Raw genomic sequence first — 20,980 nt, forward strand, 5'->3', positions numbered from 1 at the left:
ACCGGCCGATCGGCGCGGATTCGCGCGGATGACCTTCGCAGGTGTGCGTTTTGGTATGCGTTGGGCGCTTTTTAACCCCTCAAGCCAGAAAAACCCTAGGAAACAGCCTAGAATTCGCATTGGAGGCGAGGGTCGGAATCGAACCGACGAATGCAGCTTTTGCAGAGCCGTGCCTTACCACTTGGCTACCCCGCCATCACGCGTGCCGGGAAATCTAAGGAACTCTCCCGTCAGCGCAAGCTCTTGTTTTGAGTTTTTAGTAAAGTTTCGAGTTCGCTGAACTTGCCAGCTGAGGCCGGGCCCCGTTTTTCAATTAACGCGCTGCGAAATCAAGGACGGTGATGTGCGTGTTTTTGCCAAAAGGTGCAGGGTATAAGTCGAAGGACGATTACGATCGGGGGTGGGTGTGAAACCCGCTCGACAGGGGTTTGGTGGGCGGGCTAGGTTTCTGGGGTCAAACAAATGGCTGAAGTGAATACATCGGCGGGTTCGCCTGCCCCTACATCGGCACCTGCGCCAGCACCTGGTCCCAGCAAGGGGAAGGTGTTCTTGCGCCGTCTGTTCAGCTCGGTGATGTTGTGGACGGTGGTGATTACGGCTTTGTTCTCCGGGAACAAAGTCATCTCGGATTGGTTCTTTGTCGGCATCATGACGTTGCTGGCGGTGACGGGGCTTCTGGAATTTTACGGGATGGTTGAGAAGCGCGGGTTGGTTTGCTTCAAAGGGTGGGGGGTGTTCGGCGGTGTTTTGCTGATGACGAGCACGTTCTTCTATGTCTCCGGATTCTTGGGACCGAAAGATCCGGCGCGTCCGGCGGATTTTGAATCCAGCATCATCGTCATCTTTGTGCTGGGGTTGTGTGTGAAGCAGTTCACGTCCAAGACGAATACAGCGGGCATTTTGGCGATTTCTACGACGTTGTTCGGCCTGATGTATGTGCCGTGGCTGTTGAATTTCGTGCAGAAGATCAATTACTTCCCGCGCATCAATGATAATGGGCATTGGTATGTGCTGTATTTCATTCTGGTGACGAAGTTCAGTGATTTGGGGGCGTATGTGACGGGGTCATTGATCGGGAAGCACAAGATGATTCCACGTATCAGTCCGGGGAAGACGTGGGAGGGGTTTGGCGGGGCGATCGTGATCTCGACGGGGGTGAGTGTGGCGTTTGCACACTTTGCGGCGGCGAAGCTGCCGGGGATGAACCTCATGCATGCGGTGATCTTGGGCATTATGCTGAGCATCGCGGCGGTGATCGGGGATCTGATCGAGTCTTTGTTCAAACGGGAGTCGGGGGTGAAGGACTCGGGAGCGTTCTTTCCGGGTATCGGTGGCATTCTGGATCTCTTGGACAGCATCCTTTTCAACGCACCGCTCATGTATCTTTATCTGCGTCATGTTTTGACGCATTGAGGTGGAGTACGCATTATCGCCGGGTTTTTCGCGCATGAAGAAAGTGGTTTTATTGGGCAGCACGGGTTCTATCGGCACCAGCACGATCAAGGTGGCGGAGGACTTGCCGGATCAATTTCAACTGGTGGGGCTGGCGGCAGGTAACAACGTGGAGTTGTTGCTGGAGCAGACGCGTCGGCACAAACCGGCGGCGATCTCTATCACCGATCCGGCCAAGGCGAAGGAGCTATCCAACCTGCTGGGCACGGCTTGCCAAGTTTATAGCGGCAATGAAGGTCTCTTGAAGCTGGCGACGATGCCGGGGGCGGACATCGTGCTCATAGCCATCGTCGGCACGGCGGGATTGCAACCGGCGTTGGCGGCGATTCGGGCGGGCAAGGACATCGCGGTGGCGTCCAAGGAAATCTTGGTGATGGCGGGCGAGATCGTGATGAACGAGGCCCGGAAGCATGGGGTGCGCGTCCTGGCGGTGGATAGCGAGCACTCGGCTATTTTCCAATGCTTGGATGATAAACCAGCCAATTCGGTGCGGGCCTTGTGGTTGACGGCTTCCGGCGGTCCTTTCCGGGATAAGACGGTGTGGCCGAAGGAGAAGTTTGCGGAGATCACACTGGAGAAGGCGCTCAAGCATCCTTCTTGGGTGATGGGGCGGAAGATCACAATCGATTCAGCCACCTTGTTCAACAAAGGGCTGGAGATGATCGAGGCGCGGTGGCTCTTTGATATCGAGATGCCCCGGGTGAAGGTGGTGGTGCATCCGCAGAGTATCGTGCATTCCATGGTGGAGTTTGTGGACGGGTCCATTATCGCCCAGCTTTCCACGCCGGACATGTGCCTGCCCATTCAATATGCGCTGAGCTATCCGAAGCGGATCGGCAGTGACCGGGTGCAGACGAACTTTGCGAAAATCGGCACGTTGACCTTTGAAGAGCCGGATGTGGAACGCTTTCCAGCGGTGCAACTTGCGCGTCGGGCAGGGGAGGTTGGCGGGACGTTGCCAGCGGTATTGAACGCGGCCAATGAAGTGGCGGTCGAAGCTTTTGTTAATCGCCAAATCAACTTTCCTCAAATCACAGGGCTGGTTGCGAAGGTGATGGACGCGCACAATGTCGTATCGCATCCGACTCTGGATCAAATACTTGCAGCCGATGCTTGGGCACGGCAGGAGGCGGCGCGCGGCTGACGAGGTTGCTGGCAAATCCGTGGTTTTACTAGGTTGCCAGTCGCTGGTGCGCCAGTATAGTCAATCCTGTGGCATTCACACCACGGGCGTATCCGTGGTGTAAACCCTATATGAGCATAGCTGGTGTCTTAAAATTTTTGTTCATCCTGTTTGAAGTGATCGTGCTCTTCAACTTGGTGATCATCGTGCATGAGCTGGGTCATTTCCTAGCGGCCAAGTGGCGCGGGCTGCATGTGGACCGGTTTGGCATCTGGTTCGGCAAGCCGATCTGGGAGAAGAAAATCGGCGGCGTGACCTATTGCTTGGGTTGCATCCCGGCGGGTGGCTTCGTTTCCCTACCGCAGATGGCACCGATGGAGGCGATCGAGGGCAAGATTGAAGGCCCGAAGGAGAATCTCCCGGAGATCTCGCCGATCGACAAGATCATCGTGGCGTTCGCAGGACCGTTGTTCAGTTTGCTGCTGGCGTTTGCTTTTGCTGTGATCGTATGGGGTATTGGGCGTCCGGTGAGCGAGAAGGAGACGACAACCATCGTGGGTTTTGCCCCGAAAGAGTTTCCGGCGGCACAAGCTGGCATCCAGGCTGGTGATAAAATCTTGGAGATCGATGGAGCGCCCGTGGACCGCTTCTCGGGTGTCAGCAAGCACAGCATCATGTGGCGGATCGTGAGCAGCGAAGGCGAGACGATCAATGTGAAGATACAACGCGGCGAGGTGGTGACGAATTTCGTGGTGGCACCGAGATTGCCGGAAACGAAGAGCTATGAGCGCAAGGGATTGCGACAGATCGGTGTGGAGCCTTCGCAGACGCCTGTTGTCGCGGGATTGGTAGAGCATGGACCGGCCTTGAAGGCGGGCTTGCAGATCAATGACGAGATCGTGGCGGTGAACGGGGTGAAAGTGTATCACCCGGCAGGTGTGGCCCAGCAACTCGCGCTGGCGAGCAACAATGTCTCGATGGTCACCGTGAAGCGTGCTGGTGCGGAAAAGACTTTGGAAGTGAAGCCGGCCAAGCCGATCAATTGGGACGAATTCAAGATCGGCATCGAATGGGATGCCACGGGGAAGATGTCCCTCATCCATCCGAATCCGATCGAGCAGGTAAAGGGTGGTATCGATTCCATGGTGGGCACGTTTGCTGCATTGTTCTCCCCGAAATCTGATATCAAGCCGCAGCATCTCTCGGGTCCAGTGGGCATCATGCGCATCTACTATCTGCTCTTCGAGAGCGATCAGGGCTGGCGCCTGGCCATCTGGTTCAGCGTGGTGTTGAACATCAATCTCGCCATCATGAACATGTTACCGGTGCCAGTCTTGGATGGTGGCCATATCACGCTGGCGTTGATCAATCTCATCAGTCGTCGCGAGGTAAGCCCGAAGATATTGAACTGGGTTTATCAGGGATGCGCGGTGATGGTGATCGGCTATATCATGTATGTCTCGTTCTATGATGTGCAGGATCTGAAACCGGATAAATCGGCTCCGCCGAAAGAAATGAAGTTTGCACCGGAGCCCAGTTCGTCTACGAATTCCCCGAAGTAGTCATGCAATATTGTTCCTCTCCATTCCAGTTCCAGCGCCGTCAGACCCGTGAAGTCGTGGTGGGTGATCCGGCGAACGGTGGCGTCATCATCGGTGGCAAGCACCCGGTGGTGAAGCAGTCCATGCTCACGTGCGATACGATGAACACGGCGCTCTGCGTGCAGCAGACGTTGGAGCTGGTGGCCGTGGGCTGCCAGATCGTGCGCATCACCGCACCGACGGTGAAGGACGCCGCGAACCTGCAGAACGTGGTGGCGGAATTGCGCGCCAAAGGATGCAACGTGCCGATCGTGGCGGACATTCATTTCAAACCAGATGCGGCGATGGAAGCGGTGAAGTGGGTGGAGAAGATCCGTATCAATCCCGGCAACTACGCGGACTCGAAGAAGTTCGCAATCAAGGAATATACGGACGAGGCGTATTTGGCCGAGCTGCAACGCATCGAAGAGAAATTCACGCCGTTGGTGCTGGAATGCAAACGCCTGAACCGGGCGATGCGCATCGGCACGAACCACGGCTCGCTCAGCGACCGTATCATGAACCGTTACGGCGATTCGCCGTTGGGCATGGTGGAGAGTGCGCTGGAGTTCGCCCGCATCTGCCGGAAGAATGATTTTCATAACTTCGTGTTCTCGATGAAGTCGAGCAATCCGAAGGTGATGATCGAGTGCTACCGCTTGTTGGTGGCGCGTCTCGCGAAGGAAGGTGCGGACTGGAATTATCCGATCCACCTCGGTGTCACTGAGGCGGGTGAGGGTGAAGATGGTCGTATCAAATCCGCCATCGGCATCGGCTCGCTGCTGTGCGATGGCTTGGGTGATACAATTCGGGTTTCCCTCACGGAAGATTCTCCGCGTGAGATCGCGGTGTGTAATGACTTGGTGGCGCAAATCCCGTTGCTGACGGCGAAGAACAATACCATTGGGCACACACAGTTCCCGTTTGATCCATTCCACTACGAGCGTCGGTTGACGCCGGAGACGGAGTTGAACGAAACGATCAAGTGCGGCGGTGAACAGACCGTGCGCGTGGTGGTGACGAAAGCGACGTGGGAGAAGGTCGCGCCGAAGATTTCGCCGAAGGCGGATGTGAAACCGGAAGCGGTGTATGAGGATCTGAACATCCTCGAACTCGATCCGACGCAGGAGATTTCCAGTGAAGCGATCAATTGCGATACGCAACTGGTGGCGGTGAAGGACGGCGTGCAGTTGCCCGTCATCACGGCGTATCGCCTGCTGGTGGCACAGTTGAAGCGTCTGGGCCGCAAGAACCCGATTCTGCTGAAGGATTGCCTGACGTTTGAACCGGTGCCGTTGCACCCGAATATCGCACTCTTGCGCGCGGCGGTGAACATCGGAGCGTTGCTGGCGGATGGCATCGGTGATGCGATCCTCGTGCGGGGGGAATCGGGCGCGGGACAATCGTTGCGGCTCGCTTACAATATTTTGCAGGCGGCGGGTTGCCGTTCGTTCAAGACGGATTACGTGGCGTGCCCGAGCTGCGGGCGAACGTTGTTCAATCTCCAGACGGTCACGGCGCGCATCAAGGCGCGCACGGAACATCTGAAGGGCGTGAAGATCGCGATCATGGGTTGCATCGTGAACGGGCCGGGCGAGATGGCGGATGCGGACTTCGGTTACGTGGGCGGGGCACCGAACAAGATCAATCTCTACGTAGGCAAGACGCCGGTGAAGTTCAACATTCCCGAGGCGGAAGCCGTGGAACGTCTGGTGGATCTTATCCGCGAGCATGGCAAGTGGGTGGAACCGCAGCTCGAAGAAGCGGCGGCGAACTAAGGGAACGCGTGGGATTGCTGCAAACCATCTTCGGCTACAAAGACCCGGCACAGCAATGGCCGGTGGTGGGCGGGCAGAAGGTGGTCTTTGATTTCGACAAGAATACGCTTAACGGCGTGGGCCTTCATGCGCCGTGGACGGCGCTGGAGGTATTCGGCAAGCCGGAGCTGAAGCGGCGCAAGGTGGAGGATTCGCTGGTCTATCTTTCACGCGGGTTCAGTGCGGACCTTTATCAAGGGAGTGTCGCCAGCTATAGTTTCGTGTGGAATGACTACCTGCGGCAGGGGTTTCAACCGTTTCAAGGGGTGTTCCGCTTCAAGGGCAAAGAGCTGCATCTGGATGGCGATACAACGGAGAAGGAGATCGAATCGATTTTTGATGATGAGTATTGGCGGGATGAGGGGAAGGACGAGATCGTCCTATTCTACGAGATGGAAGGGGCGGAGTGGCAGTTCGAGCTGGATCAGGAAGGTTTTTTGAAGACGTGTCTGATCCTGGCGTATCCGGTGCTGGCGGATGAGTTTCAGCGGGAGGCTTACAAGGTGACGAAGCCGTGGCCGACTTGGGGTTGAAGATTTTTGACAGGATTAATAGGATTTACGGGATGGGGAGCGTAATGCGTAATGCGTAATGCGTAACTGAAAGACATCGAATGCCCAACTTTCAACATCGGAAGTGAGAGATGAGGAAGGTCGGAGGGGAAGGGGGATTTGATTCGTCGGAGGGCAACTTACTGCCGGCTAGAAGCGCGGCAGCACGGGGCTTTGGGTTTCGTCGGGAAAGAAAAAGGCCGCACAGTGATGTGCGGCCGGTTGTTTTTACGATGATAAGCAGTTGGCTTAGGCCACGGCGGTTTGAGCGGTCAGTTTCGCGAGGCCTTCGTGGCCTTTGCGGAGGATGCGCTCGGTGGTGGTCCAGTCGATGCAGGCATCGGTGATGGAGACGCCGTATTTCAGATCGGCAGGGGCTTTGAGCGCCTGGCTGCCTTCGCTGAGGAAGCTCTCGACCATCACACCGGTGATGTATTGATTTCCTTCCGCGCGTTGGGCGATGACGCTATTCCAGACTTCTTCCTGCTTCGCGTGTTGCTTGCCGGAGTTGGCGTGGCTGCAATCTACCATCAGGCGGGGCGGAAGCTTGGCCTTGTTCAGCGCGGTCACGGCCTCGGCGATGCTCTCGGCATCGTAGTTCGTGCGGACACGGCCACCGCGCAGCACCACGTGGCCATCGGGATTGCCGGTGGTGGAGATGATGCTGGTGAAGCCATCGGGATCGATGCCGAGGAAGCTGTGCGCGCTACGCGCCGCAGTCATGGCGTCGATGGCGGTTTGCAGGCTGCCATCGGTGCCGTTCTTGAAGCCGACGGGCATGGAGAGGCCGCTGGCCATCTCGCGATGGGTTTGCGATTCCGTGGTGCGCGCGCCGATCGCGGCCCAACTGATGAGCTCGGCGAGGTATTGCGGCACGATGGGATCGAGGAACTCCGTCGCGGCAGGCAGGCCGAGTTCATTGATCTGCAAGAGCAGTTTGCGTCCGACTTTCAGGCCAGCTTCGATGTCATACGTGCCGTTCAGGTGCGGATCGTTGATCAGACCTTTCCAGCCGATGGTGGTGCGCGGTTTCTCGAAGTAAACGCGCATCACGATGCACAGGCGGTCGCTCAATTCCTGCTGCAGTTTCACGAGGCGGGCGGCGTAATCCAGCGCGGCGGACGGATCGTGAATGGAGCAGGGGCCGAGGATGACCAGCAGGCGCGGGTCTTCGCCACGCAAGATGGCGCGGACGGCTTCGCGACCTTTGACGACGGTCTGTTCCGCCTTCTGGCTGAGCGGCAACTGGGCTTTCAGCGCATTGGGCGAGAGCAAGCGTTTGGTCTCCTGTACGTGCAGGTTATTGATCGGCTGCATGACAACTAATATGGCCTTTGGCCGGGACTACTTCCACGCGGGGTTTTCCGGCAGGCAGGCGTCGAATTCCTTAACCAGTGCGGTCTCGTATTCGCCTGCATAGGTGCCCTTGAAGAAGCGGTCGAGCGCTTCGTTGTGCAGGCGTTCCCAGGAGGCTTCTTCTTTGCCGGGGTTGATGGGGAAGAACAGCGCGCCGTTTTTCTTGGCGGCGTTGAAATCGCCCGGGGCGTCACCGATCATGAGGATCTTGGTGGGGGCGTATTTGTCCTTCGCAGCAAATTTGATGTGCTCGGTCTTCGTGCCCATCTCCTGACCGGCGATGATCTTCACGAACTTCTCGATGCCGTGCTCGCTCCACTCGCGTTGGAGGGCGTCCACGGGCGTCTGGCTGATGCACATGGCATCCGCCTGAGCGTTGATTTTGGCGAGGCATTCGCGGACGAGCGGGAAGGGGGGCACACCATGGACGAGGTCCAGCACGGTGTCATTGACGGCGTCCGACCAGACTTTGACCTGGTCGAGGCCGCGATTGCCGTTCTTCACTTCGGCGGCGAGGGTCGCATTGCCGAGCTTGGTTTCACGGGCGATCCATTCATCGAGTGCTTTGGTGTCAGCGATCTTGACGCCACGGGCGTTGACCTGCGGACGTTCACGCAGGAGGTTCAAGGCGCGGACGAGGGCCGGGAAACGGTTGGCCCCACGGGTCTTGGAGTAAAGGTTCACAAACGCCCAGGTTTCACGGGCGTATTTGCTGACGGCTTGGAGGTGGAAATGCTTGATGAACATGGGGGCAAAGCACTCCTGGTGCTTGATCTCCATGCTGTCAAAGATGCAGCCGTCAGAATCAATGCCGACGAAGAATTCTTTCGAGGGCTTAAAATCGCGCAATACTTGTGCCGGATCGCTCATAAATAGAGGGCAAGATAGGAGGGCAAGCCGGGCAAAGAGTCAAATACGTTTTAAAGGCAAAAAACGAGGGGTTTTGCCCGGAATGACTCATGACGAAGTACGAATGACGAAGGGGAAAACTTCGAACATCGAACTTCTAACATCGACCAGCGAGAAGATGGGAAGGTTTTGGCTCCATATTGTGCATATAGCGCACGGAGGCTTAACGGTATTTTGAGAGGCGGGCAGGGTAGGACGTGAGATGCAGTGCGATGGGGTTATAGGAGGTTGGTTTGGAGAACTGCGCTCCAAAAGTGCATGTGGGTTCGATAATCTTGCATGGCGGAGTCGGGGACGAATGGGTATGGTGAAGGCATTGAAATCCCTATGGTGAGCTGTAATGCAATAGCGCTGGTGAAGCGCGTGAGTTGGTTGCTGGTTTTGCTTTCGCTGGCCGCTTCAAGCGAGGCGGCGGAGAAGAAGGCGGGCAAGGTGGATTATCAGCGCGATGTGCGACCCATCATCTCGGCCAAATGTTACCATTGTCACGGGCCGGATGAGGGGACGCGCGAAGCGAAGTTGCGCTTGGATATCCGGGAGGAGGCGGTGAAGGATCGCAAGGGGTCGTTCGCAATCAAGCCGGGTGATATCAAGAACAGTGAGGTGTATGCGCGCATCATCACGACGGATGAGGATGATATCATGCCGCCGAAGAAGACGGGGCATCCGCTGACGGCGGAGGAGATCGAGACGCTGAAGCGGTGGATCCAGCAGGGCGCGGTGTATGAGGATCATTGGGCGTTCAGCAAACCGACGTTACCTAAGGTGCCGGAGACGCGGAGTTCCAAACGGTGGGCGGCGAATGGGGTGGATCATTTTATTTTTGAGCAGTTGGAAGAGAAGGGGTTGAAGCCATCGGCGCAGGCGGATCGTTATACATTGATCCGGCGGTTGTCGCTGGATCTGGTGGGTTTGCCGCCGACACCGCAGGAGGTGGAGGCGTTTGTGAATGACAAGTCGCCGAATGCGTATGAGAAGCTGGTGGATCGTCTGCTGGCCTCGCCGCATTACGGGGAGAAGTGGGCGCGGATGTGGCTGGACTTGGCGCGTTATGCGGATTCAGCGGGTTACGGTTCCGATCCATTGCGATTGAACATCTGGCCGTATCGCGACTGGGTGATCAATGCCTTCAACCGCAATCTGCCGTATGACCAGTTCACCATTGAGCAACTGGCGGGTGATCTGCTGCCAAAGCCGACACGGGAACAATTGGTGGCGACAGCGTTTCATCGCAACACGATGACGAACACGGAGGGCGGCACGGATGATGAGGAGTTTCGCGTGGCGGCGGTGAAGGATCGCGTAGGGACGACCTCGCAGGTGTGGATGGGCCTGACGATGAATTGCGCGCAATGTCACACGCATAAGTTCGATCCAATCTCGCACAAGGAATATTACCAGTTCTTCGCGTTCTTCAACCAGACGGAGGACACGGACAAGCCGGATGAGTTTCCGACGATGCCGTTACCGACGGCAGATGAGACGGCGAAGACGGAGAAGATACATAGCGAGATTGTAGCGCTGGAGAAACAGATGTCGGTGACGACGCCGGAACTGCTCACGGAATTGGCGCAGTGGGAGAAGGCACAGCAGGCGGGTGTGAAATGGACGACGCTGAACGCGGTGGAGGCGAAGGCGAAATCCAACATGGAACTGGTGGTGCAATCGGATCAATCGATCCTCGCGAAGGACAGCAAGGCGGAGACGGATACTTACACGGTGACATGGCGCTTGAATGAAAAGGGCGTAACGGCGGTGCGCTTGGAGGCGTTGCTGGATGCGAGCTTGCCGGGACAGGGGCCGGGTCGCGCGGGTGGGAATTTTGTGCTGAGCGATGTGAAGCTGACGGTGAAGGCATCCGAGAAGGCGGTACCGCAGGCGCGGTTTGTGCGCGTGGAGATCGCGGGGAAAGAAAAGGTGCTTTCGCTGGCGGAGGTGCAGGTATTCAGCGGCGGGAAGAATATCGCGCAGGGGAAGGCGGCGAAGCAATCGAGTACAACATACGATGGCGCGGCGGGTTACGCGGTGGATGGGAATACGGACGGGAAATTTGATTTGAAATCCACGTCGCACGCGGGACCGGAAGAGAATCCGTGGTGGGAAGTGGACCTCGGCGAAGTGCAGACGGTAGAGCGCGTGACGGTGTGGAATCGCACAGATGGGAACGTGGGCAATCGGCTGAATGGGGCGCGGGTGATCGCGTTGGATGCGGCGCGCAAGCCGGTGTGGGAAACGACGGTGAGCGAAGCGCCGAAGACGAGCGTGGAGTTCGCGACGAACGGGGAGCGGGCCATCGCGCTGAAGAATGCGTCAGCGGATCACAGCCAGCAGGATTATGAGGTGGCGAAGGCGATCGATGCAGACAAGAAGACGGGGTGGGCGATCGGTGGCGAAGTCGGCAAGGCGCATGCGGCGGTGTTTGAACTGGGCAGTGCATTGACGGAGGGCGAGGGGTCGATTGTCACGCTGACGCTGGAACAGAATTACGGGAGCAAACATCTGCTCGGGAAGTTCCGCTTGCAGGCGACGACGCAGAAGACGCCGGTGCGAGAATTACCGAAGAACATTCTGGCGATCCTCGCAGTCGAGGCCGGAAAACGGAGTGAGGCACAGCAAGCGGCGTTACTGGATTATTACCGGCCGATGTCGGCTTCGCTGGCGAAGGTGAACACGCAGCTCGCACAGAAACGGAAGGACTTGGCGGCGATCAAACCGTTGGTGCTGCCGATCATGAAGGAGTTAGGTGTGGATAAGAAGCGCACTTCTACGATCTTCAACAAGGGCAACTTCCTTGACCCGGGGGCGAAGGTGGAAGCGGAGTTCATGGCGAAATTCGCGCCGCCGAGTGCCTCGGTGCCACGGAATCGCCTCGGGGTGGCGGAGTGGTTGGTGAGCCGGGAAAATCCACTCACGGCGCGGGTGCAGGTGAATCGCGTGTGGTCGCAATTGTTTGGTCGCGGGCTGGTGCTGACGGAAGAAGATTTCGGCACGCAGGGGACGATGCCAACGCATCGAGAATTGCTCGACTGGCTGGCGGTGGAGTTCATGGACAAAGGGTGGGACATGAAGGCGTTCACCAAGCTGTTGGTGATGTCCTCGACGTATCGGCAGTCGTCCGTGGTGAGCGAGCAGGCGCGGGCGAAGGATCCGTTGAATGAGTTGCTGTCGCATTATCCACGGCGTCGTTTGGATGCGGAGGGCGTGCGGGATCAGGCACTGGCGTTGAGTGGGTTGTTGAGCAGCAAGATCGGCGGGCCATCGGTGTATCCGCCGCAGCCGGATGGGTTGTGGCGTGCGGCGTTCAATGGTCAACGGAGTTGGACGACGAGCACGGGCGAGGACCGGTATCGGCGCGGGCTCTATACGTTCTGGCGGCGCACGGTGCCGTATCCGAGCATGGCAACATTCGATGCGCCGAGCCGCGAGAATTGCACGATGCGGCGTTTGCCCACGAACACGCCATTGCAAGCGTTCGTGACGATGAATGACCCGGCGTTCGTGGAGATGTCGCAGGCATTGGGACGGCGCATCCAGAAGGAAGGCGGCAGCACGGTGGAGGAACGGATGAAATATGCGCTCACGTTGTGTCTGTCACGACCACCGCAAGCGGAGCAGGTGAAGGCGTTGGTGCAATTGTATCAAAGCGAGCTGGAGCATTATCGCACGGACGTAGAAGCGGCGAAAAAATTGGCGACGGGCGCGGATGGGAAAGTGATGAGCGGCGACACAGCGGAGCAGGCGGCGTGGACGGTGGTGGGGAATGTGTTGTTGAACCTGGATGGGGTGTTGGCGAAGGGGTGAGGTTTTTTTAACCGCAGATGAACACAGATAGACACAGATGGGGGAAAGAAGCAGGGAAGCCAGATGGCCAGAAGCTTTATGCCTCACCAGCAGCAGAGAGAGCGGCTTGGGCTAAGGCTTCGCTGATGTGGAAACTGTGTTCGGTGCGCAGGGAGTCCAGTAGTGGTTTGAGGGCAGAGATTTTACCGGCGTTTTTGGCGGCGAGCAAAATACCCAAGGTGCCAGCGGGCTTGAGGCCTAAACGCACGGCCGCACGGCGTCCAGCGGCATCGTCTATCAGAATGGTGGTGGCACCGGTTTCCAAAGCTAACAAGATCGCAGCGGCTTCTCCGGCATCCAGCTCTGAGGTTAACAGTGGCGTGAGCGGACCGGTGGATGGATGTTTGATGATGATCCATCCAGCAGAAACTGCGGCACGCAGTTCAGCAGCTCCTTTTAAGGCTGCGTTGGCATCAGCTACTTCGTGGAAAACTTGGTCTGGGATCAGGAGCTGCGAATATAGCTGGCGCAGCAAATCGAATTGCCGGATGGCGGCCAGGAAAACGATGACCGAGGAATCACTGACGATGGGTGAATTCGCGGGCATGAGCGAGGTCTTGGGCCAGTTCGGTTTCGCCGTAGTGCATGGGGACGTGACGACGGGCAAGTGTTTCCGTCATGGTTTGACGGGAAATTCCGGCCAGTTCGGCAGCCTTGCCCAAGCCCAAGATTTCTTGCGCGTAAAAAGAAATGGCAAGTTCGAGCTTCATGCGGGCCTCCACTTCGGGCGGAGGCAGGCGCATGGCTTCCACCACTGCATCCGAGATTTCCAGAGTGACGCTCATAAACGAACAGTAAGGGAAAACGGCCTCTGATGCAACACCAGCGAAAAGGCGGCTTATCCTCTATGAAAACGACGCCAAAATCGAGATTCGTACTGATAACCCTGATTGTCTGTTTGGTTTCGGTGGTGCTGTTGGCACCGTTCATATTAGACCATGTCAAAGCAAGGAAATCGCATCAGGAATGGCAACAGAAGGTGACGGTTTCTAAGATTCTTTTGATGGCGCTTGATAATTATCAAATGCGCGAAGGGCAGTATCCGAATAGTATGAATGATCTGGGTATGGAATTAGATCTGATTTTTAAAGATGCACATCTGGCGAAAGGTCTTGCACGTTTCACTTATGAGAGAGCCGCCGATGGTGGGTTTGAGTTGAAATGTGACGGTGATTCGGTGGCCAAACGAAGCAACCATGAGTTGTCCTCCAAGCCTTGATAGAATTTTCAGACATGAATGACGATATTTCAAATCCACGGTTGGCGGCGATGCGGGCGATGACGCGGCGGACGTTTTTCGGGCGCGCGGGTCTGGGGCTCGGCGCGCTGGCGTTGGGGCAACTGGGATTGCGCGGAACGTCGTCTTCAGCAGCACCAGCGGTGGCGGGGGGGAATCCTTTGGCGGTGCGAGCGCCGATGTTTGCGCCGAAGGCGAAGTCGGTGATTTATCTGCACATGTCGGGGGCGCCGCCGTCGCTGGACCTGTTCGATTACAAGCCGAAGTTGAAGGAGTTGAACATGCAGCCGTGTCCGCAATCGCTGCTGGATGGACAACGGTTCGCGTTCATCAAGGGCGTGCCGAAGATGCTGGGCTCGCCGTATGAGTTCAAGCAGCGTGGGCAGGCGGGCATGTGGGTGAGCGAGACGTTGCCGCACTTCTCAAAGATCGTGGATGACGTGTGCCTCGTGCGCTCGATGAACACGGACCAGTTCAATCACGCGCCGGCGGAGTTGTTTCTCTACACGGGGTCATCGCGCGCGGGCAGTGCCTCGATGGGTTCATGGCTCACGTATGGCTTGGGCAGCACGAACCAGGATTTGCCGGGGTTCGTGGTGTTGCTCTCAGGCGGCACGGATCCGACAGGTGGGAAGAGTTTGTGGAGTAGCGGATTTTTGCCATCGGTTTATCAAGGCGTGCAATGCCGTTCGCAGGGCGAGCCGATCTTGTTCTCGAACAATCCGGAGGGCATGAGCCGGGAATCGCGGCGGCGCAGTCTGGATGCGTTGGCGAAGTTGAACGAGATCGAGGCGAAGCAGTTCGGCGATCCGGAAACGCTCACGCGCATCCAGCAATACGAGCTGGCGTATCGCATGCAGATCGCGGTGCCGGAAGTGTTCGATATCGCGCGTGAGCCAGAACATATCCGCGAGGCATATGGCGCGAAGCCGGGCGAGGCGTCGTTCGCGAACAATTGTTTGCTGGCGCGACGGCTGGTGGAGAAGGGCGTGCGGTATGTGCAGCTTTATGATTGGGGCTGGGACATCCATGGCACGGGCGCGGGCGATGATTTGATGACGGCGTTTCCGAAGAAGTGTCGGGATGTGGATCAGGCGGCGGCGGCGCTGATCACGGATTTGAAACAGCGCGGGATGCTGGATGATACGCTGGTGATCTGGGGCGGAGAGTTCGGTCGCACGCCGATGAATGAGGAACGAAACGGCTCGAAGCTCTTGGGGCGCGATCATCATCCACACTGCTTCAGCATCTGGATGGCGGGCGGGGGCATCAAGGCCGGGCACATCCATGGTGAGACGGATGAACTGGGCTACATGATCACGCGCGACAAGGTGACGATCCGCGATCTGCAATCGACCATCCTACATCAGATGGGCATGAACCCGCATCAATTCAGCTTCCGTTATCAGGGATTGAATCAGCGGTTGATAGGGCCGACGGATGAGGGTGTGGTGGTGAAGGGGATTCTGGCGTAGCGGCGAAATGATGAATGTCTAAGCATCAATGGCGAAGGAATGTTCGAATGCCTATGTCTGAAGGGTGATGATCACTTCTTCTCGCCGATGCAATAGAGGTATTCCTGGCGGGGTTCGGTCTTGGTGGCGACGCGCAGGTAGATGCGGCTGCCGCAGATGACGGGAGAGGCGTAGGCTTGGTCGCCAAGCTGGTTTTGGGCGAGGAGTTTGAAGCTCTTGGGCGTGGCTTCATAGACGAAGGTTTTACCGGCGACGTTCGAGGAATAGATGCGGTTGCCGACCATCACGGGTGAGGCGTAAACTTCGCCACCGAGACGTTCTTTCCAGAGTTCTTCGCCGGTGTCGGATTTCCAGCAGGTGGCGATACCGGAATCGAGGACGGCGTAGAGGTGGCCTTCCTTCACGATCATGGAAGGGACGTAAACGCGGGCGATGTTATGCCAGGCAATTTTGCCGGAGCCATCGGCATGGACAGCCACTACGTGGTTCTTCGGATAACCGCCGCTGGCGAAGACGCGCTCGCCATCGGTGACGATGGTGGTGACACATTCTTCGGTGGAGCCTTCGATCTCCCAGATCACTTTGCCATTCAGCGGATCGTAACTGGCGAGGACATTGCCACCGGCCATGACCATCTGCGTGCGGCCAGCGGCTTTCACGATGGAAGGCGTGGTGTAGTTGTGATGCTTGGGACGTGGCTGGCTCCAGACGACCTTGCCGGTCTTGCGATCCAAGCCTGCTACCACGCCACCGCCTTTATGATCCGCCGCAACAATCACGAGGGATTCGTGGACGACCGGTGAGGCCGCGTAGCCTTGATGGATCACATAGTCGCAGATCTTTTGCTGCCAGAGCAGCTTGCCGCTGAGATCGAGGGCACTGGTGTAAACGGCGCCGGAGTTGAGGAAATTGATGAAGAGCTGGTTGCCATCGTAGGTGACGGAAGCGGAGGCGGCGGAGGAATGAGATTGCTTGCCGTATTCGGCGCCGGAGCTGTGGACATCGGTCTGCCAGACGAGTTTGCCATCGGTGCGATTGAGGCAGAGGATGGATTGAGTGCGCTTAGTGGTGTCGGCTGTCGGAAGATAGATGCGGTCACCGACGACGATGGGTGAGCCGTGGCCGCGGCCGGGGATGGCGACTTTCCACAGGACATTCTCCGTTTCGCTCCAGGTGGTGGGCGGGTTCTGATTCGGAGAGGCGAGGCCATCACGTGTCGGACCGCGCCAGGCGGGCCAATCGGCAGGACTGGTGGCAGCGTGCAGGCCGAGGGACAGGGTGAGGGCGGTGCCAGAGAGTAATATGGAAAAAGCGCGGCGATTCATAAGGGATTGCAGCGGGGAGATTGGAGGAAGGAGAGGGGATGGGCAAGTCTGTTGGCTACGGCGGACGTCGCGGACTGCCGGCTGGAATCCGGCAGCACGGGCGTGGTGCTTCGTCGCAGGGCAAAAACTCAAAACTGTCTTACTACAAAGCGAGCGATGGAACCGCATGGCATAAGGCTGAGAAGGGAGCAGAAAAAAGAAATTAGACTCCATTGACCGGGGGCGAATTCATTTCTAGCATACCGTCTGACTCTGGGGCGGACGATAGCAGTGGCGTATCGTGCGGATGGGCTTATTGATGTCATGCAATCCAATTCTTCATCACCGGCGGAAACGGGACCGATCAAGATCACGGATTCTGTGAGTGCGGCGCAGCGGGCGATGCTGCAAGTCACCGGCCTGGCGGATGAGGCCACGGCGCGCCTGAATCTCCTGTATGACCTGCCCCTGCAATTCGCGGCGGAACGGAGCGAGAAGGCGCTCTACAGCCTGATCCTGAACCGGGTGGTGGATCTCATCCCGGGTGCCTTGCGCGGAGCGTTGCTGATCTTTGAACCGGCCTCCGGCAAGCTGGCCTTGCGGGCGAGCATCCCGGCGGACAACCCGCCCATCAGCCGCACCTTGATCAAACGGGCGGTGAGCGAGGGGAATGGTTTTATCTGGAGCGCAGACGAGGGGGAGCAGGACCTGAGCAAGAGCATCCAGCGCATCAATGTGCGCACGGGCATGTATGTGCCGTTGCTGTGGCAGGGAAATCCGATGGGGGTTTTGTGCGTGGACAATCCCGAACGGCCCGCGGCGTTTTCCAAGGAGGATCTGCAGTTTCTGGTTTCCGTGGCGCATTACGCGGCGGCGGCGGTGGCGAACCAGCACTTGCAGGCGAGCCTGGCGCAGAAGAACAAGACGATGGAGCATTTGCTGGCGAATTTTTCACCGAAGCTGCGGAGCACGTTGCTGGCGAAGGCGCAGGCAGGGAAATTGAAGCCGGGCGGGCAGAAATCGCAAGTGACCATTTTGCTTTCGGACCTGCGCGGGTTCACGCGGGTGAGCACAGGTTTGCCGGCGGAGACGGTGGTGGAGATGCTCAATGATTATTTCTCCGCGCTGGTGGAGGTGATCTTCCAATACGACGGGACGGTCGATAAGTTCATGGGGGATGCGATCCTGGCGGTTTTCGGCAGCCCGGAGACCGATCCTGAGCATGCGATGAAGTCCGTGCGGGCGGCCATCGGGATGCAGGCGGCGACGGAGCGGGTGAATACCCGGCGGAAGGAAGCGGGCTTGCCGTATTGTGAACTGGGCATCGGTCTGCATACGGGCGAGGTGTTGCATGGATTCATCGGCGCGGAGGAGCGGTTGGAATACACGGTGATCGGAGATACGGTGAACCGGGCGTCCCGTTATTGTGACGGGGCGAAGGGCGGGGAGATCGTGTTCAGCCCGGAACTGTTCGGTGTGTTGAGCGGGACCATCCAGGCGACTTCTTCCATCATCCAGACAAAGCATGAGGGTGAGCAGAAGGCGTGGGTGCTGAAGTGCAAGACGGATGCTTGAATCATCCGCTAGCAGGATGTGTCGGGCTGTGGGGGACAGGCGGGCGGAGCGTTGAGGTAAGGTGAGGTGTTCATAAAATTGAAGGGGAGCGAAAGTCATGAGCAAAGGTGGAAAAAGTATCAAGGGCGGCAACGACGCCTTCATCAAAGCGGCATTTAAGGGAAACATCGTCACTCTCAGGGAATTTCTGCAGGCGGGGACGAGTCCGGATGCCCGGGATGAGCATGGTCGCACCGCCCTGATGAGGGCAGCCGAAGCGGGTCGGCTGGCGGTGGTGGAAGCACTTCTGAAAGCGGGTGCGGATGCGAAGGCGGTGGTGAACCACAAGGATTCCTCCCGTTTCCGCTGTTCCGCCATGCTGTATGCGGTGGAGGGCAAGAATGCGACGATCGTGGAATTGTTGCTGGCGGCAGGGTGCGGGCCGGACGGTGAGACTACCGATGGAGTCACCGCCATCGGTCTGGCGGCGGAAGCCGGAGCGGAACAGATGGTGCGCGCATTGGTGAAGGCCGGGGCGAAGTTGCCGAATGATATCCTGCTGGCTCCCGTGTGGGCGAGGCACGAAGCAGTCAGCCTGACATTGATCGAGGCCGGGGCAAATCCCAACGCCATGAATGACCTGAAGCATCCGGTCATCGCGAAGGCGGCGGAGACCGGCCAACTCGCAGTGCTCAAGGCATTGATCGGCCGAAAGGCGAAGATCGACAGCAAACTGGACGGGGCCACGCCCTTGGTGCTGGCGGCCCAGAACGGGCACGCAGCCTGCGCGTTGGAACTGATCCGGGCGGGTGCGGATGTGAACCTGGCGGACCTCGCGAAAAAGACGGCTTTGATGTATGCGGCGGTGAGCGGACAGGTGGAGGTGCTGCGGGAACTGGTGAAAGCCAAGGCCAAGCTGGATGTCAAAAGCCGGGATGGCAAAACCGCACTGATGCTGGCGGCGGAGAAGAAGCAGGAGGCAGCCGTCCAGATCTTGAAAGGTTCCGGGGGCGATGAAGCGGGATACCGGGAACAGGAATTTCATGCTGCAGCGATCGAGGGAAATACGGAACGTTTGCAAGAATTGCTGAAGGCGGGCGTGAATGTGGATGCCCTGAGCAAAGCCAAATGCACGGCGCTTATTTTGGCAGGAGCGCGGGGTTATCTGGAGGCGGTGAGATGTCTGCTGGAGGCGGGTGCGAATCCGAACCTGCGTGACGGGGAGGGGGCTGATACTCTGGCTTACGCGGCCAAGGGAGGTCACTTGGATGTGGTGAAAGCGCTGCTACAGGCGGGAGCCGATGTGAAGCGCAGCGGGTTTTATCAGTTCGATACCCTGACTCTTGCGGCGATGATGGGACATGGGGAAGTGCTGAAGGTGCTCATAGCGGCCCGTGCTCCGATCAAAGGAAAAGCCGGAGCGGTGGCCTTGGACCGGGCGATCCGGGGAGAGCATGAGGAGACGGCGTTGATCCTGATCGAGGCGGTGGTGGATGTTACGGGGAAGCATACTGAGAAGCCGCTGGTCCGGGCGGCGGGCAAAGGCAGTGTGAAAATCTGTGAAGCCTTGCTCAAAGCGGGATGCGATCCTTATGAGAAGGACCAGTTCGGCGACACCGCGTTGGATGTGGCCAAAAGCTGCGGACACAAAGAGGTGCTCGCGCTGTTGCAACAGAAGAAGAAAGCCAAACCCAATCTGGTGGGAGACTTTATCGAGGCGGCGCAGAAGGGAGACCTTAAAACGGTGGCGTATCTGATCAAGGAAGGGGTGGCAGTGGATGCACGGGATGACCGGGGGGCGACGGCACTGATGTGTGCGGCTCGCGATGGACATGCCGGAGTCGTCAAGGCGTTGCTGGGAGCAGGAGCGGAGGTGAATGCGATCCTGAAGAAATCCAAAAAATCGGGCGGACTTTTTGAGCACATGGAGTTGGGCGGTGAATCTGCGCTCACGATGGCGGTGTGTTCCAGATCGGTGGAAACGGTGGATCTGCTGCTCGCGGCGGGGGCCAAGATTGATGACAAGGAATGCGGGCATCTGGTCGCCATGTTGCTGCAAACGGGTGAGAAGAATTGTCTGCCGGTGATCGAGCGGTTGCTGGAGGCGGGGATGAACCCGGATGCGCGCTGGCCGGAGCTGGATGTTTCAGCGTTGGAGATCGCAGCGCAGGAAGGTTTTGCGGGGATGGTGGCGAAGCTGATCGAGAAGGGAGCGAGATTAAAATCACCGACTGAGAGGGACCGGGCCATCAAGGCGGCGTTGGAGCGTGGGGGTGTCGATATCGCGATCTTGCTGATACGGAAAGGGATTGCCCGGGAAGTGAAGGGGGCGGTGGGAGCAGATGTGCTGGTGTATGCGGCGATGAAAGGACAGAACGCCGTGCTGCCGGTGATATTGGAGCAAGGGACATCCATCGATGCGCGAGGGACGGTCTTTTTTGAGGATGAAAATGAGGAAGCGGAAAAGATCACGGCGCTGATGGCGGCGGCAAGGAGCGGTGAGGAGGAGACGGTGAAATGGCTGCTGAACCAGGGGGCCAGTGTTTCCGTGAAGGATGAGTACGGGCAGGATGTGTTTTATTGGGCGGAACGGAATGAACACAAGAATCAACGTCAGATTTGTGAGGTGCTAAGAAGGGAAAAGGCAGTTGGACAGGGAGGGAAGCACGCCAGCGTCGCGAAGAAAAAACGGAAAGCATAAGTCTGTTGGTGAGCCTCTTTGCCAAGGGATGGTTGGAGCCGAAATTGAATATGAAAACCCAGTGCTTGCTGTTGACACTTC

Annotated in this window: 15 protein-coding genes and 1 tRNA gene; 10 read left to right on the forward strand and 6 right to left on the reverse strand. The window is 58.0% G+C overall.

The features are described 5' to 3' along the window. Positions 1-120: 120 nt before the first annotated feature. Positions 121-195 (reverse strand) — tRNA-Cys (locus VGH19_10520). Between the two features lie 267 nt (positions 196-462). Between VGH19_10520 and VGH19_10525 the strand changes: the two genes are divergently transcribed. The 5 genes from VGH19_10525 (at position 463) to VGH19_10545 (ending at position 6,505) form a co-directional block, all read left to right on the forward strand. Continuing rightward, positions 463-1,413 (forward strand): phosphatidate cytidylyltransferase, encoded by a 951-nt coding sequence (locus tag VGH19_10525; protein HEY1171795.1) that lies wholly within the window; start codon positions 463-465, stop codon positions 1,411-1,413. A 34-nt stretch (positions 1,414-1,447) separates the two neighbouring features. Continuing rightward, positions 1,448-2,596, forward strand: coding sequence for a 1-deoxy-D-xylulose-5-phosphate reductoisomerase (locus VGH19_10530; GenBank protein ID HEY1171796.1), 1,149 nt, complete (start codon positions 1,448-1,450; stop codon positions 2,594-2,596). Between the two features lie 110 nt (positions 2,597-2,706). After that, positions 2,707-4,137, forward strand: coding sequence for an RIP metalloprotease RseP (gene rseP / locus VGH19_10535; GenBank protein HEY1171797.1), 1,431 nt, complete (start codon positions 2,707-2,709; stop codon positions 4,135-4,137). Between the two features lie 2 nt (positions 4,138-4,139). Further along, on the forward strand, positions 4,140-5,933 hold the full coding sequence (gene ispG, locus VGH19_10540) for a (E)-4-hydroxy-3-methylbut-2-enyl-diphosphate synthase (protein HEY1171798.1): 1,794 nt from the start codon (positions 4,140-4,142) through the stop codon (positions 5,931-5,933). An 8-nt stretch (positions 5,934-5,941) separates the two neighbouring features. Continuing rightward, positions 5,942-6,505 carry a hypothetical protein gene (locus VGH19_10545; GenBank protein HEY1171799.1) on the forward strand — a complete coding sequence of 188 codons (564 nt, stop codon included), beginning with the start codon at positions 5,942-5,944 and terminating at the stop codon, positions 6,503-6,505. Between the two features lie 267 nt (positions 6,506-6,772). Here the strand turns inward: VGH19_10545 and VGH19_10550 are convergent, their stop codons facing one another. Then, positions 6,773-7,840, reverse strand: coding sequence for a 3-deoxy-7-phosphoheptulonate synthase (locus VGH19_10550; protein ID HEY1171800.1), 1,068 nt, complete (start codon positions 7,838-7,840; stop codon positions 6,773-6,775). Between the two features lie 27 nt (positions 7,841-7,867). After that, positions 7,868-8,749 carry an HAD hydrolase-like protein gene (locus VGH19_10555; protein ID HEY1171801.1) on the reverse strand — a complete coding sequence of 294 codons (882 nt, stop codon included), beginning with the start codon at positions 8,747-8,749 and terminating at the stop codon, positions 7,868-7,870. Positions 8,750-9,067: 318 nt separating this feature from the next. On the opposite strand from VGH19_10555, the gene VGH19_10560 reads away from it, so the two are divergent. Next, complete coding sequence (locus VGH19_10560) at positions 9,068-12,589, forward strand: DUF1553 domain-containing protein (GenBank protein ID HEY1171802.1); 3,522 nt, start codon at positions 9,068-9,070, stop codon at positions 12,587-12,589. A gap of 76 nt (positions 12,590-12,665) precedes the next feature. On the opposite strand, the gene VGH19_10565 is transcribed toward VGH19_10560, so the two are convergent. Further along, on the reverse strand, positions 12,666-13,175 hold the full coding sequence (locus VGH19_10565) for a DUF3368 domain-containing protein (GenBank protein HEY1171803.1): 510 nt from the start codon (positions 13,173-13,175) through the stop codon (positions 12,666-12,668). After that, positions 13,147-13,413: a UPF0175 family protein gene (locus VGH19_10570; GenBank protein HEY1171804.1), complete on the reverse strand. Its 267-nt coding sequence runs from the start codon at positions 13,411-13,413 to the stop codon at positions 13,147-13,149. Before VGH19_10570 ends, VGH19_10565 begins: the two co-directional genes overlap by 29 nt. Before the next feature lie 62 nt (positions 13,414-13,475). Between VGH19_10570 and VGH19_10575 the strand changes: the two genes are divergently transcribed. Both VGH19_10575 and VGH19_10580 read left to right on the forward strand, forming a co-directional pair. Further along, positions 13,476-13,847: a hypothetical protein gene (locus tag VGH19_10575; GenBank protein HEY1171805.1), complete on the forward strand. Its 372-nt coding sequence runs from the start codon at positions 13,476-13,478 to the stop codon at positions 13,845-13,847. Positions 13,848-13,861: 14 nt separating this feature from the next. Beyond that, a complete protein-coding gene (locus VGH19_10580; protein ID HEY1171806.1) occupies positions 13,862-15,340 on the forward strand; it encodes a DUF1501 domain-containing protein in 1,479 nt (492 codons plus the stop codon). A 71-nt stretch (positions 15,341-15,411) separates the two neighbouring features. Here the strand turns inward: VGH19_10580 and VGH19_10585 are convergent, their stop codons facing one another. After that, positions 15,412-16,665 carry a PQQ-binding-like beta-propeller repeat protein gene (locus tag VGH19_10585; GenBank protein ID HEY1171807.1) on the reverse strand — a complete coding sequence of 418 codons (1,254 nt, stop codon included), beginning with the start codon at positions 16,663-16,665 and terminating at the stop codon, positions 15,412-15,414. Positions 16,666-16,968: 303 nt separating this feature from the next. Here VGH19_10585 and VGH19_10590 point away from each other — a divergent pair, with 303 nt between their 5' ends. Both VGH19_10590 and VGH19_10595 read left to right on the forward strand, forming a co-directional pair. After that, positions 16,969-18,219, forward strand: coding sequence for an adenylate/guanylate cyclase domain-containing protein (locus tag VGH19_10590; protein HEY1171808.1), 1,251 nt, complete (start codon positions 16,969-16,971; stop codon positions 18,217-18,219). A 97-nt stretch (positions 18,220-18,316) separates the two neighbouring features. Then, positions 18,317-20,899, forward strand: a complete 2,583-nt coding sequence (locus VGH19_10595; GenBank protein ID HEY1171809.1) for an ankyrin repeat domain-containing protein — start codon at positions 18,317-18,319, stop codon at positions 20,897-20,899. The last annotated feature ends 81 nt before the right edge of the window (positions 20,900-20,980 follow it).

The sequence above is a fragment of the Verrucomicrobiia bacterium genome (assembly GCA_036405135.1).
In the GTDB taxonomy this organism is placed as follows: domain Bacteria; phylum Verrucomicrobiota; class Verrucomicrobiia; order Limisphaerales; family JAEYXS01; genus JAEYXS01.